Genomic DNA, 15902 nt, shown 5'->3' on the forward strand with positions numbered 1-15902 from the left:
CGCCGTGAAGAGCAAATCGTCAATGCTGCGCCATTGGCCTCTGGCAATCGGGGAGGGGCAAACATATTGTCCGGCTATGGCTTCGAAAGTACGTCTCTTTGTCGATTGCCCTCTGGCTGAGGGTCTGGATGTTCCGCTTGCGAAAGAGCAGGCGCATTACCTGTTCGGCGTCATGCGCCTCGATGTCGGGACGGTGATTTCACTGTTTAATGGCAAGGACGGCGAATGGGATGCCGAGGTCGTTCAGGCCGGAAAGAAAAGTGGGTCTCTGCGCTGCGTAGTGCAAACGAAGCCGCTGCAAATGCCGCCGGACCTGTGGTTCTATTTTGCGCCGATCAAGAAAGACCGCACCGACTTCATCGTCGAAAAAGCCGCAGAGATGGGCGCGGCAAAGATCATTCCCGTGCAGACCGAATTCACCAACTCCGCCCGCATCAATCAGGAACGCCTGCAAGCGCACGCTTTGGAAGCCGCCGAACAATGCGGCGGGACTTTTGTGCCTGAGGTGATGGAGTTGCAAAAGCTGCCCAAGGTGCTCGACCACTGGGATGCGAGCCGCCAGCTGATGTTCTGTGACGAAACGCTGGTCGGCGCCAAAGAGGCGCTGGGCAACGTGCCGCGCGGTCCTTGGGCGATACTCATCGGGCCGGAAGGCGGGTTCTCGGAAAGCGAACGCGAACGGCTGAAGCGTCAGCCCTATGCGCATTCGGTGAGCCTCGGCCCGCGTATCCTGCGTGCCGATACCGCTGCCGTTGCGGCGGTGACCGTCTGGCAACAGCACCTCGGTGACTGGGAATGAAGGCGACCGAAGCCGATGTGCCGGAGATCATTGCGTTTCTGAACCAAGCGCCGCATCGCGCCATGTTCCCGCTGTCCAACCTGTTCAATCACGGGATCGGTGCCGACGGGCCATATGGCACGCACTGCTATCTGGTGCGGAATGCAGCAGGCGAGATCACCGACCTCATCGCGCTCACGAACGAAGGCAACGCGATGCCGTGTTGCCCGACGGGTCCGAAGCCCGAACTGCTCGCCGGTAACACGGTCAAAGGCGTCCTCGCCCCGACCGATGAGGCCCGCCCGTTGATCGACGCGCTCGGGCTGGATAATCCGACCTTGGTCAGCCGCGATGAGCCGCATTTCCTGCTCGACCTCGACAAGGTGGTCACTCCAGACGGTGACACCCACGTGGTCCACATCAGCGAAGCGCCGAGCGAGGTCGCGGAGTGGTTCCCGCCCTACATGCAGGAAGTCCTTGGCCGCGATCCGGTCGATGCGATGGAGGAGGGGCGGCAGACCTACCTCAAGGCACTATCGGGCCGCGACTACATCGTGCTCATGGATGGTGAAACGCCTGTCGCGATGGCAAACCTCAACGCGCGACTGACGGATATCGTGCAGGTCGGCGGTGTGTTCACGCCGCACGCCCACCGTGGTCGCGGCTACGCCAAACGCGTGACGGCCCTCCTGATGGAACGGGCCCGCAACGAAGGTGTCCGCCACGGAACGCTGTTTGCCGCCAACGAGTCGGCGGCGCGCGCCTATCAGGCCATCGGGTTCGAACGCATCGGTGACTTCACCCTGTTCATCATGAAAGAGCCGCAAATTGTCTGAGTTTCTACGCCCCGAAGTCCGCGTCTTTCTCGCTCGATATGCACAGGCAATGTTCGGCTGCGCGATCGTGCTGTTCGGCGTTTGGTGGATCACGATCAGCTTCGGGATGATGCGCGGGCTTGGTGTGGCGATCGTGGTGGCCGGTTTCGGCCTCGCTGTCGAAGGGCTGCGCCGCGCGCGTCTGACGGGCAAGTCGACCGGAAAAGGCCCGGGCATCGTCGAAATCGACGAGCGGCGTATCACATGGATGTCGGGCCATTTCGGCGGCTCCATCGCGATGGACGCCCTTGCTACGGTGGACATTCAGATCACGCCCGAAGGCGAAGCGCTCTGGGTTTTCCTGCAAACCGACGGCGAACGTCTGGTGGTTCCGGCCAGCGCCAAGGGCGCGGAAAAGATCGTAGATGTGCTCTCCGCTCTCAAGGGGCTCGACTACGATGCGGCGCTGCGTGCTATGTCTTCTGACGAAGCGGGGCGTTTTCACCTGTGGCGTTCGCAGCAGAGGCAGCTCGATTAACGCTGGCGGTCGGGTTGACTTGGCCACCGTTTGACTACACCTGTTTGTTCCCGACACAGCCAACGATCGAGGCTTTCCATGTCTATTCCCCAATCCGGCGGCGGCCTCATCGAGCGTCACGAAGACCTCGCTGAGTACCTTGCATCCGGCTGCAAGCCCAAGTCCGACTGGCGGATCGGGACCGAGCACGAGAAGTTCGGCTACTGCAAAGACAACCTGCGCCCGCTGCCTTACGACGGCCCGCGCTCGATCAAGGCCGTGCTGGAGGCGCTTCAGTCCCGCTATGACTGGGATCCGGTTTTTGAAGGCGACAACATCATTGGCCTGACAAAGGACGGTGCGAACGTCAGCCTCGAACCAGGTGGACAGCTGGAACTGTCGGGCGCGCCTCTCGAAACCATTCACCAGACCTGCGACGAGGTGAACACCCACCTGCGCGAAGTCAAAAGCATCGCGGACGAGATCGGTGTCGAATTCATCGGCCTCGGCGCTGCGCCGATCTGGTCGCACGATGACATGCCGCGTATGCCCAAGGGCCGCTATGCCCTGATGACCGATTACATGGATCGCGTCGGCACCCACGGCAAACAGATGATGTACCGGACCAGCACGGTTCAGGTGAACCTCGACTTTTCGTCCGAAGCGGACATGATCCAGAAGATGCGCGTGTCGCTGGCACTTCAGCCGCTCGCAACTGCGCTGTTTGCGAATTCGCCGTTCCTCGACGGTAAGGTGAACGGTCACAAGTCGTGGCGCAGCCGTGTTTGGCGCGGCCTCGACGATTCCCGCACTGGTATGCTGCCGTTCGTGTTCGAAGAAGACTTCGGCTTCGAGCGTTACGTCGAATATGTGCTCGATGTGCCGATGTACTTCGTCTACCGCGACGGCAAATACATCGACGCGCTGGGCCAGTCGTTCCGCGACTTCCTCAAGGGCGAGCTTCCCGCGCTGCCGGGTGAAAAGCCGACGATGTCGGACTGGGCGGACCACTTGACCACTGTCTTCCCCGAGGTGCGCCTGAAGAAGTTCATCGAAATGCGCGGCGCCGATGGTGGCCCGTGGCGTCGCCTATGCGCGCTGCCTGCGTTCTGGGTTGGTCTCCTGTACGACCAGTCCGCTATGGATGCCGCTTGGGATATCGTCAAAGGCTGGGATGCCGAGACCCGCGAGACGCTGCGCGTTGCGGCGTCCGAACAGGGGCTTCAGGCGCAGGTCGGCGATATCAACATGCACGAATTGGCTCGCGAAGTCGTTTCGATCGCCGAAGGTGGCCTCAAGGCCCGCGCCCGTACCGGAGCGAACGGCCTGATCCCTGACGAGACCCACTTCCTTAACGCGCTGAAAGAAAGCGTGGAGAGCGGCAAGACACCTGCGGACGAACTGCTCGACCACTACAACGGTGACTGGGGCGGTGATCTGACAAAGATCTACGAAGCCTACCGCTACTAATGAAAAAGGGCACCTTCGGGTGCCCTTTCGTCTAGCCTTTGTTGCCGATCTTGCTTTCCTGACCGGAAAGAAGCCGCTCGATATTCGTCTTGTGCCGCACGTAAATCACGAGCGCGAGCAGGATGAACAGCAGCACCATCTGACCGAAGCCGAGGAAGTACGCGATGAACGGGGCCAGCGTGGCTGCCGCCAGCGCCGAAAGCGACGAGTAGCGGGTCACGACGGCGACGACGAGCCATGTCAGACAGACCAGCAGGCCAACGGGCCATGCAATCGCGAGCGCGATACCGATAAAGGTCGCGACGCCTTTGCCGCCTTTGAAGCCGATGTAGATCGGGAAGCAGTGACCGAGGAACGACGCAAATGCCGCGACTTGCGCAGCGCTGTCACCTGCCAGTTCACGCGCCAGAAGCACGGCAACGGCACCCTTGCCACCATCGAGGATCAGCGTTGCGAAGGCGGCTTTCTTATTGCCAGTACGCAGGACATTGGTTGCGCCGATGTTGCCCGACCCGATGCTCCGCAGATCGCCGAGGTTCATCAGTTTGGACAGGATCATCCCGAACGGGATCGACCCCAGAAGGTAGCCGACAACAGCCCAGAGGAGCAGAACAAGCGGCGCTTCGGTGAGGGTGGGCATTGATTACTCCTCGACGATGCGGCGACCCGCAACCCATGTTCCGGCGACAGTACCCTGCATGCGGGCCCCGTCAAACGGTGTGTTCTTGGATTTGGATTTCAGGTTCGCACGGTCGAGGATAAACGGCGCATCCGGATCGAACAGCACGAGGTCGGCAGGCGCACCTTCAAGCAGGCGACCACAGTCCAGACCCAGACGGCGCGCAGGGTTCAGCGACAAGGCGCGGAATAGCTTCGGCAGGGTCAGCTGTTCGTTGTGATAAAGGCGCAGCGCTGCGGGGAGGAGCGTCTCAAGACCAACGGCACCCGATGCGGCATCCTCGAACGGCAGGCGCTTGGACTCTTCGTCCTGCGGGGAGTGCATGGAGCAGATGATGTCGATCAGCCCGCTATCCACCGCGTCGATAACCGCCTGACGGTCGTCCTCGCTCCGCAGCGGCGGGGTCAGTTTGAAGAACGTGCGATAGTCGGCAACGTCGAACTCGTTGAGCGTCAGGTGATGGATGCTGACACCTGCGGTGATGTCGAGGCCATTGCGCTTTGCCCGTTCCAGCGCAGGCAGGGCGCGGGCGGTGGTGATCTGGTCAGCGTGATAGCGGGCGCCGGTCATCTCCAGCAGGGAAATGTCGCGGTCGAGGCCCATACGCTCTGCCATCGGGGAGACGGCAGGCAGGCCGCGGAGCGAGGCGAACTTGCCCGAGGTCACAGCCGCACCTTTCGACAGCACAGGCTCCTGCGGGTGACCGACCACCAGAGCGCCGAGGCTGCGGGCATAGGTCAGGGCGCGGGTCAGAACCTTGGTGTCGGTCGTGACATTATCGACGTCAGTAAAGGCGACAGCGCCGCCATCGAGGAGGAATCCGATCTCGGTCATCTCGCCGCCAGCGCGACCTTTGGTCAGCGCCGCCATGTGGAGCACGTTGACCTTGCAGTCCTGCTGCGCACGGCGGGCGACGAATTCCAGCGTTTCGGGGTTGTCGATGGGTTGCGACGTGTCGGGGCGTGTCACGATGGTGGTAACGCCGCCCGCAGCGGCCGCGCGTCCAGCAGAGCGGTAGGATTCCTTGTGGCGCTCACCGGGTTCGCAAACCTTCACGCCCATATCAACGATGCCCGGAGCGAGGCACATGCCGCCGCAGTCGATTACCTCGGTCGCGGTCACGTTGTCGGCTTCGTTTCCGCGATAAACGGCGGAAATCTTTCCATTCTTGACCGCAATCGAACCGCTCTCGTCGGTGAGAGTGACCGGATCGATGAGGCGTGCGTTCTTGAAGAGAATATCGTTCATGTCCAACCCCTCGGGCAGGCGGCCCGTTAGGCGGGGTCTAACGCTTATCGGCGGCAGTGAAAAGGTCGCAGAGGTGCCACGTCAGGACGCGGCGCGCTCGATTTCGGCTTTGGTCTCTGCGGGATCGGGGCGGTAGCGGATCAGAATCTTGTCGCCGGTGATGGTGACAACCTGCACGGCGGTCCAGATCACATTGACCGCTTTGATGTTGGACAGCGTCGTGCTGCGGTTCATCGGCCCCATAAGGCGGTAGTTGGTGAGAACCCACACGTCTTTGCGTTCGTCGGGGCCAAGGTACAGCGTCCGCACACCGATTGCGGCCATCGCGCCGACCACGCCCGTCCACCAGTACGCATTGCCGATACCGATCAGGATGCCGGCCGCGAGGATCGAAAAGAACAGCGCGATCCACGCCTGCGACCGCCAAAAGGTCATGGTGTCGGCCTGATAGCGGGCAAGCTCGACTTCGCCATCTTCGAGCGGGAGCGTCGGAACGAAAGTGCGGTTCATGCCCAGAACCGCATTGTGTTGGTGGTGCTGACGCTGGGCCATATTTTATCCTGCGATGAACACCATCAGGATAACCAGCAGAGCCATGACGGCAAGCGCGGCCATTGCGACCATTCCGCCTATCCGCGCGTCGGATTTGGGCTTCTTGGTGGTGTTAGGCGCGCTGACGCCGAACCCTTCGCTGTCGTGTTGACCGTCAATTGACGCCTGCACGGGCTTGGTTGGCTGGTTGTCGTAGCGGCCCACGAAATCCACCGGCGCTTTCGGATCGAAATCCAGCGGGCCATCACGGAGCGACGAGGAATAGATGATCAGCACAGGCTTGGTGATGGCATCGAGATTAGCGGCATCGGCAGCGACCTGTTCATGATGGAGGCCATTCGCCTCCGACAGATAGCGGCTCAGGCTGTATCCGGCGAGGTTCGCGGGATCGAACAACTCGATGAAATCCGTGTCGATGATCTGGCCGGTGGCGGCGTCGATTCCGCTGGCCTTGAAGGCGTCAAACTCGCTCTCCGGAATGTCGACCGTGAAAACCCAAGCGGTTCCGATGTGGCCATTCGGGATGTGGAGCGGGTTGTCGGTCATACCATCGTGTCCTGTTGCTCTGCCGCGCGGCGGGCGCGGAGGTTGCGAGCCAGCAAATCCATGGCGGCCATGCGGACGGCAACGCCCATCTCGACCTGCGTCTGGATCACGGAGTGGTTGATATCGTCAGCAATCGTGCCGTCGATTTCCACACCGCGGTTCATCGGCCCCGGATGCATGACGATAGCGTCTTCCTTGGCGTAGGCAAATTTCTCGGCATCGAGGCCGAAGCGGTGGAAATACTCGCGTTCCGACGGAATGAAGCCGCCGTCCATGCGTTCTTTCTGAAGGCGGAGCATCATGACGACGTCGACGTCCTTCAGACCTTCGCGCATGTCGTCGTACACCTCGACGCCGAATTCCTGCACGCCCGAGGGCATCAGGGTCGGCGGAGCGATCAGGCGGATGCGGTTCTCCATCTTGCCGAGCAGCAGAATGTTGGAACGGGCCACGCGGCTGTGGGCGATGTCACCGCAAATCGCGATGTTCAGGCGATGCAGGCGGCCTTTGGCGCGGCGGATGGTGAGCGCGTCAAGCAGCGCTTGCGTCGGATGCTCGTGACGGCCGTCACCGGCGTTCAGGACGGCACAGTTCACTTTCTGCGCCAGAAGGTCGACAGCGCCCGAGGAGCCGTGACGCACGACCAGCAGATCGGGGTGCATCGCGTTCAGCGTCAACGCGGTGTCAATCAGCGTCTCGCCCTTTTTGACCGAAGAAGTCGCCATCGACATGTTCATCACGTCCGCACCGAGGCGCTTGCCCGCAAGCTCGAAGCTCGACTGGGTGCGGGTCGAATTCTCGAAGAACATGTTCACTTGGGTCAGGCCCGCGAGCACGTCCTTGTGCGCGATGCCTGCACGGTTGTCGTTGGCGTAAGTGTCCGCCAGATCGAGCAAAGTCGTGATTTCCGTCGGGTGGAGGTGTTCGATTCCCAGAAGGTGGGCAGCGTTGAAAGTCATTTTGTCCTCCGATGGCGCGGCTGCCTGCTTATAGGAACAGGTCAACACGGCGGCAAGCGGCGCAGGCGCGTTTGCCTCTGCACATCGGTTCAAAAACCGAATAGTGTCGCCGCTATGGATTCTGCGGTTGATTATTGGACAGCACGGGCCCTGCTGGAATGGCAGGTCGAGCTTGGCGTGGACGAGGCTATTCTCGACGCGCCCGTTGACCGTTTCGAAAAGGTCGAAGAGCCTGTTGCCGTCGAGGCGAAGCCCAAAGGCCCGCCTGTTCCTCCGCAGCCCGTGGAGGTCGACCCCGCTCAGGAAGCCACTACTGCCGCATCCGCTGCCGTGTCCCGAGAAGCGCTGGGCGATGCGATGCAGGCGTTCGAACATTGTGAACTAAAGCTGGGGGCGAAGAACTTCGTCTTCTGCGACGGCAATCCCGATGCCCGCGTGATGATCATCGGCGAAGCGCCGGGCCGCGAGGAAGACCTCGCCGGTAAGCCGTTCGTTGGCCGCGCGGGTCATCTGCTGGACAAGATGTTCGGCTGCATCGGCCTCACGCGCAGTTCGCCCGATCCGGCAAAGTCGATCTACATCACCAACGTGATGCCGTGGCGCCCGCCTGCGAACCGCACGCCCGATGCCAAGGAAATCGCGATGATGCTGCCGTTCCTGAAGCGGCACGTTGAACTGGTGTCGCCCGACTTCATCGTCCTGATGGGCAATACGCCGTGTCAGGCGCTGCTCGGCAAGGGCGGGATCACCCGTATTCGCGGCAACTGGACCGAGGCGCTGGGCAAACCCGTGCTGCCGGTGTTCCACCCCGCTTATCTGCTCCGCCAACCGCTCGCCAAGCGCGAGGCTTGGGCGGACCTCCTCGATTTGAGTGCAAGACTGGAAGACTGACTATGAGCCGCATCGACCAAACCAAAGAGTTCATTCCGGTGCGGATCGCCGTTCTGACAGTCAGCGACACCCGCTCGCTCGCTGATGACCGTTCGGGCGATACGCTGGTGGAGCGCATTGCGGAGGCCGGTCATGTGCTGGCCGCTCGCAAGATCCTGCCCGATGAGCGCGACGCGATTGCCTCGCAGCTCCGTGCATGGTGCGTGGATGACGGCATCGACGTCGTCATTTCGACCGGTGGCACAGGTCTGACAGGCCGCGATGTGACCGTCGAAGCGCACCGCGATGTCTACGAGAAAGAAATCGACGCCTTCGGGACGGTGTTCACCATCGTCTCGATGCAGAAGATCGGAACAAGCGCTGTGCAGAGCCGTGCGACCGCTGGTGTGGCTCTGGGCACGTACCTCTTCGCACTGCCGGGAAGTCCGGGTGCCTGCCGCGATGCTTGGGATGAAATCTTGGTCAAACAGCTCGATTTCCGGCACCGCCCCTGTAACTTTGTCGAGATCATGCCGCGCCTCGATGAACATATGCGACGGAAATAACGTAAACCCGCGTATGTAGACTTGAGCTCGGCCGGTGACCTGTCACAGTCCCGCCGACGTCAGTGACGGGAACACTACATATGCGATTTCTACGCAGAAGCCTAACAGGCTTATTTCTACTGGGATTAACGCTTGCTCTATTGGTCTTGGCAGGCAACACGCTGCGGCTCGCCGTGGCCGAGAAAATGGCGCAGGAACCGCGATCGTTCGGTCAGCGCGAGAGGGTCGCGTCTGTTGATGTCGTGACCGTGACGCCTGAAACAATTGCTCCTGAAATGACGGTCTTCGGCGAAATTCGTGCGCTGCGGACACTGCTTTTGCGTAGTCCCGTGGCAGGCACAGTGATTGAAACCGATCCGGCGTTTGTTGAAGGCGGCAGCGTCGAGGCCGGTCAGTTGCTAGTCAAGATCGACCCTACCGATGCCGAGTCTGATCTGTTCCGCGCCGAGGCCGATCAGCGTGATGCCGAAGCCGAACTACGCGACGCTCAGAGCGCGCTGGAGATTGCCCGCGACAGCCTCACCGAAGCGCAGGGCCAGGCCGACCTTCGCCAAGCCGCGCTGGATCGCGCAAGGTCGCTGCGAGAGCGCGGCACGGCCACCGCTGCCGACGTTGAAACCGCCGAGCTTGCCGTGGCATCCGCCCAATCCACCGTCCTGTCGCAGCGCAATTCCGTCGCTCAGGCCGAGGCGCGCGTAGATCAGGCGATGACCTCGCTCGACCGTGTGAAGCTGACCGTCGAAGAGGCAGAGCGCACCGTCGCCGACACCGACATCAACGCGAATTTTGACGGCACGCTTTCGGGTGTCTCTGCGCTTCAAGGCGGCCGCGTCACAGCCAACGAACAGATTGCGGAACTCATTGACCCGTCCGCGCTTGAGGTCGCTTTCCGCGTTTCGACCGCCCAATACGTCCGTCTGCTAGGTGACGATGGCGATCTGCTTGATCTGCCAGTGACCGTTGCGCTTGAGGTCTCCGGCTTCTCGCTCGAAACGACGGGCCGTATCACACGCGAAAGCGCCACTGTCGGTGATGGCCAGACTGGCCGTTTGCTGTATGCGCAGCTTGATCCCGCGCCGGGCCTGCGTCCCGGTGACTTCGTTTCGGTCAAGATTACAGAACCCGATCTTACCAATGTGGCCAGCGTCCCGTCGACTGCTGTTGGTTCGGATGGCGGTGTTTTGGCCCTTGGCGAAGATAACCGTCTGGAATTCGTGATGATCGAGCTGCTCCGCCGTCAGGGCGATGACGTGATTATCTCCGTGTCCGACCTCGCGGGTCGCCAGATCGTCGTGACCCGCTCGCCGCTTCTTGGCTCCGGTATCAAAGTGGAGCCCGTTGGCGGCACAACCGAGGAAACCGCCGAAGCGACCGAGATGATCGATCTCGACGATGAGCGTCGCGCCAAGTTGGTTGCCTTCGTGACTGCTAGCCAGATGCCGGACGAGATGAAGTCGGGCATCCTCGCGCAGCTCGAACAACCGTCCGTCCCCGCCGCGACTGTAGAGCGGCTCGAAAGCCGGATGGGAGGCTGAGATGGCCAAAGGTTCCGATATCTGGGGGCGGGGTGCTGGCGGTATCCTGTCTTATTTCACGCGCCACCGGACTGCAGCCAACCTGTTGATGGTGCTCATGGTCGTGGCTGGCGCGTTCTCCTACCCGAACCTGCGGGCACAATTCTTTCCTGACGTTGTAACCGAATCCATTCGCGTGTCGGTCCAGTGGGACGGGGCAGGGGCCGAAGACGTCGACCGCGCTATTGTGCAGGTGCTTGATCCGGTCCTGCTCGCCGTCGACGGGGTGAGCGGCACCAGTTCCCGTTCTTCCGAAGGGTCTGCCCGCATCACGATGGAGTTCGAGCCGGGTTACGATCTGGACCAAGCCGAGAAAGACGTCGAAGCAGCACTGGCCTCGGTGTCCAACCTGCCGGACGAGGCCGAAGACCCGACGATTTACCAGTCTGCATGGCGTGACAGCGTGACGGACGTGGTCATCACCGGTCCTGTGGGTGTCGACCAACTGTCCCGCCTCGCGGACGAAATGGTCACGCGGCTCTTCGCCGCTGGCGTGACCCGCACCACTATCCAGGGTGTCGCTGCGCCCGAAACGGTGATCGAGGTTACCTCGTTATCGCTCATGCAGCACGACGTGACGCTGAGCGAGATTTCCAGCGCCATCGCGGCAGAAGTCAACGCCTCGCCAGTGGGTGATGTCGCCGGTGCAAGCCGTGTGCGGACAGGCGTTGAAAAACGCAGTGCCGAGGCAATTTCGGGCATCGTCCTGCGCTCCGAAGACGACAACAGCGAGCTGACCATCGGGGATGTGGCGACGATTACAGTTCAAGGCCCCGACCGTGACCGCGCTTTCTATGTCGGTGAGAATCCCGCTATCGAGATCGGCGTGGTCCGCACCGCACAAGGCGATGCCATCGGTCTGCAACACTCGGTCGAAGACGTGGCGGAGGCCATGCGCCCGACCCTTCCCGCAGGCGTCAGCATTGATCTGGTGAACACACGGGCGGAGCAGATCACGTCCCGCCTCGATATTCTGTTGGTGAACGGTGCCGAGGGTCTCGCGCTCGTAATCCTGCTGCTGTTCCTGTTCCTGAATGCCCGCACCGCGATCTGGGTTGCGATGGGTATTCCGGTGTCGATGCTGGCGGCGATTGCGCTGATGTATGTGGGCGGGCTGACGATCAATATGATCTCGCTTTTCGCGCTGATTATTACACTCGGCATCATTGTGGATGACGCGATTGTCGTGGGCGAACATGCCGATTTCCGTGCGCGCCACTTGGGCGAGCTGCCAGTCGTGGCCGCCGAGAACGCTGCGCGCCGCATGTTCAGCCCTGTGTTCTCCGCGACGATCACAACCAACATCGCGTTCTTCGGCCTGATGATCATCAGCGGCCGGTTCGGAGACCTGATTTCCGACATTCCGTTCACCGTGGTCGCCGTGCTTACCGCGAGTCTGTTCGAATGTTTTATCGTCCTGCCCCACCACCTGTCGCACAGCGTCGGTGGGCGCGAGCGGTGGTATGATCTGCCGTCGAAGTGGGTGAACGCGGGCTTTGGCTGGTTCCGCGAGAACGTGTTCCGCCGCATTATCACTGCCGTCATTACGGCCCGCTACGCTGTTATTGCGGGTGCGATTTTCCTGCTCGCCACGCAGATTGCGGTGTTCGTGCGCGGCGACGTGCAGTGGCGGTTCTTCTCCTCACCCGAGCAGGGTCAGGTCAGCGGCAATATCGCCATGCTCGCCGGTGCGACGCGTGAAGATACGCTTGATATGATTGCGGAGCTACAACGCGCGACCGATGCCGTCGCGGAGACCTACGAGGTCGAAACAGGCGTAGACCCGATCAAATACGTCATCGCGCAGGTTGGCGGGAACTCCGGTCGCGGTCTGACGGGGGCCGAGGACAAGGAAACCTGGCAGCTCGGCGCGATCACTATCGAACTGATCGGTCAGGACGAACGCCCCATGACGTCGAGCGAATTCGTCGCGGCGTTGCAGGCCGAGGTGCAGACCAGCCCGATGACCGAAACGCTCAGCTTCCGTTCGTGGGGCGCAGGGCCGGGGGGTAACTCGCTTGAGGTCGAACTGGGCGGCGCGGATGCCGACACGCTGAAGGCCGCTGCCGAAGCGCTGAAGACCGAACTTGGCCAGATCCCCGAAGTCTCGGGTCTTGAAGATTCGCTGTCCTACGACAAGGAGGAGCTGGTCCTGACGCTCACCCCGCAGGGGCAGGCGCTGGGCTTTACCATCGACCAGCTAGGTGCCGAACTGCGCCGCCGTCTGTCAGGCATCACTGCCGCGACCTATCCTGACGGGACACGCAGCGCACAGATTACGGTGCAACTGCCCGAGGACGAACTGACGGCAGACTTCCTTGACCGGATGATGATGCGTGCCTCGTCGGGTGACTACGTGCCGCTCGCGGATATCGTCACGGTCAGCCGCGAAACGGGTTTCAGCACCGTGCAGCGCGAGGACGGGATCATGCTGATCTCTGTCACCGGCGATCTGGATGACGAAAATCCGGACCGCGCGGTCGAGGTCAAACTGTCGATGAACGAGGACATCCTGCCCAAGCTGGAGACGAACTACGGCGTCACCGCGACGCTCGGCGGTCTGAGCGAGCAGGAAAACCGCTTCCTCAATGATGCGCGGCTCGGCCTGATCTTCGTCCTCTCGGGCATCTACCTGACCCTGTCGTGGATTTTCGCAAGCTGGACCCGTCCGCTCGTCGTGATGTCGGTTATCCCGTTTGCGCTTGTCGGCACGATCTGGGGACATAACCACTGGTCCGAGCCGATGAGTATGTTCACGGTCGTCGGCCTGCTCGGGATGGTGGGGATCGTGATTAACGACTCCATCGTTCTGGTGACGACGGTCGATGAATACGCCGAAGAAAGGGGCCTGTTCCCTGCCATCATCGACGGCGTGTCGGATCGTTTGCGTGCCGTGTTATTGACGACGGCGACGACTGTGCTTGGGCTCGCGCCGTTGCTCTATGAGCGGTCGAGCGATGCGCAGTTTCTCAAGCCCACGGTGATCACACTTGTCTACGGTCTGAGCTTCGGTCTGGTGATTGTGCTGCTTGTCGTGCCGTCGCTGATGGCGATCCAAGCGGATATCTCGCGGCAGATATCATCCTTCCGCCATGCGCTCCGCGCGCCGCGACGGATTTGGGTGCCGACGGTGCTTGGCGTCCTGCTGATGCTTGGTGCGCTTGGTGCGGTCGTCGTTCCGGCGATGCTGGGTGCACCACTTGCTGGGCTGCCGGCAAGTGTGGCAGCGTCCTTCGGACTGTTCGCTGCGATTTTGGGTGCCGGCCTGCTGGCGATCTACGCCATCTCGGCCATTGCGTTGGGGAGGAGGGCTTAACCGCCCACTCCCGCGCAGCCTTTGATGTCTACGGCACGTTCGCTGCCCAGAACGGTGAACCGCAGCCGCGAACGGTCGAGCGCAATCGGCTGTCCGCGCGGCGCAACGATATCCGCCTCTGCGACAAGGGTTTGGCCTTCACGCCAGCTTTCTGTCTCCGAAACCCAAAGCTGCGGATCGGGCGTTTCAATGACCACGACTTCTTCGCTGCCCGCCGAGGGCATCGGGATATGCGCGGTGACAGTGATGCCATCTTCGCTAGGCTCGGCCTCGCATTTCACGGGACCGACGTTCGCCCGCTGCGCGGGCATGGGGCGATCCATCAACGCGCCGGCGATAGCGGGCGTGGGCCGGTTGCCGTCAGGCAGAAGCGCATCGAAGCTGAGCTGCACGGGCATACAGATATCGTCGCAAACGCCCAGCTCGACCTGTCCCTTGAGGTGGACCTGACCGCCAGTTGCGCCAAGCTCCAGCGGGATGACGACCGAATCGTGGTAGCCGATGGTCTGCATTCCGTTCGAGTCGAACACGTCCGGCGTGGGCCAGTGGATCGAAACGCTGTCGAAGTTCTCCGACCCCGCCCAAGAGAAGAGTGGCGGGATTCCCGCATCCCCCGGCGCACGCCAGTAGGTTTTCCAGCCCTGCTGAAGGTTGATCCGGATACCGGTCATGTAAGTGCCAGTGCGGGTCGTCCAGCCGGGCAGCACTTCGATATGCGCAATCGGGTCGTCCGCATGGGCAGACGTCGCGAGCAGAATAGAAGTGATGAAGGAAAGAGCAGCGTTTCTCATGAGATGCAATTTACGCGGCGCGGCGAGCATGGAAAGTCACGTTGCAGCGAGACTAATTACAAGCCGCCCTTGATCGTGGCTCTTTCGCACCACATCATCAGGGTATGGAATTTGCTTCGACAAACCTTTCGGGAAAACTTCTCGTCGCCATGCCCGGTATGGGTGATCCGCGTTTTGAAAACGCTGTTGTGTATGTGTGTGCCCATACGGAAGAGGGCGCGATGGGACTTGTGGTGAACAAGCCCGCGCCTGAAATCCGGTTCAAAGACCTTCTCGGGCAATTGCAGATCGAGGCCGATGCGCCGCGTGATCTGCGCGTCCATATCGGCGGTCCCGTCGAGCACGGTCGGGGATTCGTCCTGCACTCGTCCGATTATCATTCGGAGCACGGCACGCTTGAGGTCGATGAAAACACCTCCATGACCGGCACGACCGATGTGCTGCGCGAACTGGCGCATGGCAACGGGCCGAAGGCGTCGCTACTGGCGCTGGGCTATTCCGGTTGGGGGCCGCTCCAGCTTGAGGAAGAGATCGGCCAGAACGGTTGGCTGACCTGCGATGCGCGCGACGACATCGTGTTCGGACGTGCGAATGACCTGAAATGGAGCGCCGCGCTCAAGCACATGGGGATCAACCCGCTCACGCTTTCCAGCGAAGCGGGTCACGCCTGATCAGTCGACCATTGCCTGAATGAGCGCCTTAGCTTCGGCGCTATTCCAGTCCGCGCCGCCAGTGAGGCGGGCGACTTCGTTGCCCTCTTTGTCGACAACAATCGTCACTGGCAGGCCAAGCACCGCCATCGAACGGGCGACCTTCATCGAATTGTCCATGTAGATCGGCAGACTATCGACGCCGATCTCTTCGAAGAAACGGTCGACGGCGGCGGGCGGGTTGCGTCCGGTCGCGATGGTGATGACTTCGAAATCCTCGCCCCCCATTTCATCCTGAAGCGCGGCCAGTGACGGCATCTCTTCGCGGCAGGGCGCGCACCACGTCGCCCAGAAGTTCACGACGAGTACTTTGCCCTCGTGATCGGCAAAAGTGGTCTCCGCGCCATCGCGGCTCTGGAAGGCCATATCGCTGAGCTCTCGCGGCTCGCTGTGCCAGTTCAGTGCGCTCATCTCGCCAGTCAGTTCTGCTGGCGGGGTGCTTTCTGCCAGCGCGCCGTTTGCAACAAGCGCGAGTGACGTATAAAGCAGCGCAGACACAAGTTTCCGCATG

Annotated in this window: 16 protein-coding genes; 9 read left to right on the forward strand and 7 right to left on the reverse strand. The window is 61.6% G+C overall.

All coding sequences use genetic code 11. The features are described 5' to 3' along the window. The first annotated feature begins 76 nt into the window (after positions 1-76). The 4 genes from HCZ30_RS14155 to HCZ30_RS14170 all read left to right on the forward strand — a co-directional run bounded on the left by HCZ30_RS14155 (position 77) and on the right by HCZ30_RS14170 (position 3580). Positions 77-799 carry a 16S rRNA (uracil(1498)-N(3))-methyltransferase gene (locus tag HCZ30_RS14155; RefSeq protein WP_167638956.1) on the forward strand — a complete coding sequence of 241 codons (723 nt, stop codon included), beginning with the start codon at positions 77-79 and terminating at the stop codon, positions 797-799. Next, positions 796-1614, forward strand: coding sequence for a GNAT family N-acetyltransferase (locus HCZ30_RS14160; RefSeq protein WP_167638957.1), 819 nt, complete (start codon positions 796-798; stop codon positions 1612-1614). The genes HCZ30_RS14155 and HCZ30_RS14160 overlap by 4 nt, the downstream gene beginning before the upstream one ends. Then, on the forward strand, positions 1607-2131 hold the full coding sequence (locus tag HCZ30_RS14165; protein WP_167638958.1) for a hypothetical protein: 525 nt from the start codon (positions 1607-1609) through the stop codon (positions 2129-2131). Before HCZ30_RS14160 ends, HCZ30_RS14165 begins: the two co-directional genes overlap by 8 nt. 78 nt (positions 2132-2209) lie before the next feature. Then, the gene (locus HCZ30_RS14170) at positions 2210-3580 is read left to right on the forward strand and encodes a glutamate--cysteine ligase (protein WP_167638959.1); all 1371 of its coding nucleotides are present in this window, start codon (positions 2210-2212) and stop codon (positions 3578-3580) included. 31 nt (positions 3581-3611) lie between these two features. Here the strand turns inward: HCZ30_RS14170 and plsY are convergent, their stop codons facing one another. The 5 genes from plsY to HCZ30_RS14195 all read right to left on the reverse strand — a co-directional run bounded on the left by plsY (position 3612) and on the right by HCZ30_RS14195 (position 7564). Further along, positions 3612-4220 (reverse strand): glycerol-3-phosphate 1-O-acyltransferase PlsY, encoded by a 609-nt coding sequence (plsY, locus tag HCZ30_RS14175; RefSeq protein ID WP_167638960.1) that lies wholly within the window; start codon positions 4218-4220, stop codon positions 3612-3614. Positions 4221-4223: 3 nt separating this feature from the next. Further along, positions 4224-5507 carry a dihydroorotase gene (gene pyrC / locus HCZ30_RS14180; RefSeq protein WP_167638961.1) on the reverse strand — a complete coding sequence of 428 codons (1284 nt, stop codon included), beginning with the start codon at positions 5505-5507 and terminating at the stop codon, positions 4224-4226. An 81-nt stretch (positions 5508-5588) separates the two neighbouring features. Beyond that, positions 5589-6059, reverse strand: a complete 471-nt coding sequence (locus tag HCZ30_RS14185) for a hypothetical protein (RefSeq protein WP_167638962.1) — start codon at positions 6057-6059, stop codon at positions 5589-5591. Between the two features lie 3 nt (positions 6060-6062). Further along, positions 6063-6605, reverse strand: a complete 543-nt coding sequence (locus HCZ30_RS14190; RefSeq protein ID WP_167638963.1) for a hypothetical protein — start codon at positions 6603-6605, stop codon at positions 6063-6065. Then, positions 6602-7564: an aspartate carbamoyltransferase catalytic subunit gene (locus HCZ30_RS14195; protein ID WP_167638964.1), complete on the reverse strand. Its 963-nt coding sequence runs from the start codon at positions 7562-7564 to the stop codon at positions 6602-6604. Before HCZ30_RS14195 ends, HCZ30_RS14190 begins: the two co-directional genes overlap by 4 nt. Positions 7565-7678: 114 nt before the next feature. Between HCZ30_RS14195 and HCZ30_RS14200 the strand changes: the two genes are divergently transcribed. The 4 genes from HCZ30_RS14200 (at position 7679) to HCZ30_RS14215 (ending at position 13890) form a co-directional block, all read left to right on the forward strand. Further along, positions 7679-8455, forward strand: a complete 777-nt coding sequence (locus HCZ30_RS14200; RefSeq protein ID WP_167638965.1) for a uracil-DNA glycosylase — start codon at positions 7679-7681, stop codon at positions 8453-8455. Between the two features lie 2 nt (positions 8456-8457). Then, complete coding sequence (gene moaB / locus HCZ30_RS14205) at positions 8458-9000, forward strand: molybdenum cofactor biosynthesis protein B (RefSeq protein ID WP_167638966.1); 543 nt, start codon at positions 8458-8460, stop codon at positions 8998-9000. Between the two features lie 185 nt (positions 9001-9185). Next, positions 9186-10535 (forward strand): efflux RND transporter periplasmic adaptor subunit, encoded by a 1350-nt coding sequence (locus HCZ30_RS14210; protein ID WP_348640400.1) that lies wholly within the window; start codon positions 9186-9188, stop codon positions 10533-10535. 1 nt (position 10536) lies between these two features. Then, entirely contained in the window at positions 10537-13890 is a 3354-nt protein-coding gene (locus HCZ30_RS14215; protein ID WP_167638968.1) for an efflux RND transporter permease subunit, read from the forward strand. On the opposite strand, the gene HCZ30_RS14220 is transcribed toward HCZ30_RS14215, so the two are convergent. Continuing rightward, a complete protein-coding gene (locus HCZ30_RS14220) occupies positions 13887-14681 on the reverse strand; it encodes a protein-disulfide reductase DsbD domain-containing protein (RefSeq protein WP_167638969.1) in 795 nt (264 codons plus the stop codon). The two genes, HCZ30_RS14215 and HCZ30_RS14220, sit on opposite strands and share 4 nt — an antisense overlap. Positions 14682-14785: 104 nt before the next feature. Here HCZ30_RS14220 and HCZ30_RS14225 point away from each other — a divergent pair, with 104 nt between their 5' ends. Then, the gene (locus HCZ30_RS14225; RefSeq protein ID WP_167638970.1) at positions 14786-15352 is read left to right on the forward strand and encodes a YqgE/AlgH family protein; all 567 of its coding nucleotides are present in this window, start codon (positions 14786-14788) and stop codon (positions 15350-15352) included. Here the strand turns inward: HCZ30_RS14225 and HCZ30_RS14230 are convergent, their stop codons facing one another. Further along, positions 15353-15901: a TlpA disulfide reductase family protein gene (locus HCZ30_RS14230; RefSeq protein ID WP_167638971.1), complete on the reverse strand. Its 549-nt coding sequence runs from the start codon at positions 15899-15901 to the stop codon at positions 15353-15355. It abuts the gene before it with no gap. Between the last annotated feature and the right edge of the window lies 1 nt (position 15902).

The organism is Marivivens donghaensis (assembly GCF_011806565.1).
Taxonomy (GTDB): domain Bacteria; phylum Pseudomonadota; class Alphaproteobacteria; order Rhodobacterales; family Rhodobacteraceae; genus Marivivens; species Marivivens donghaensis_A.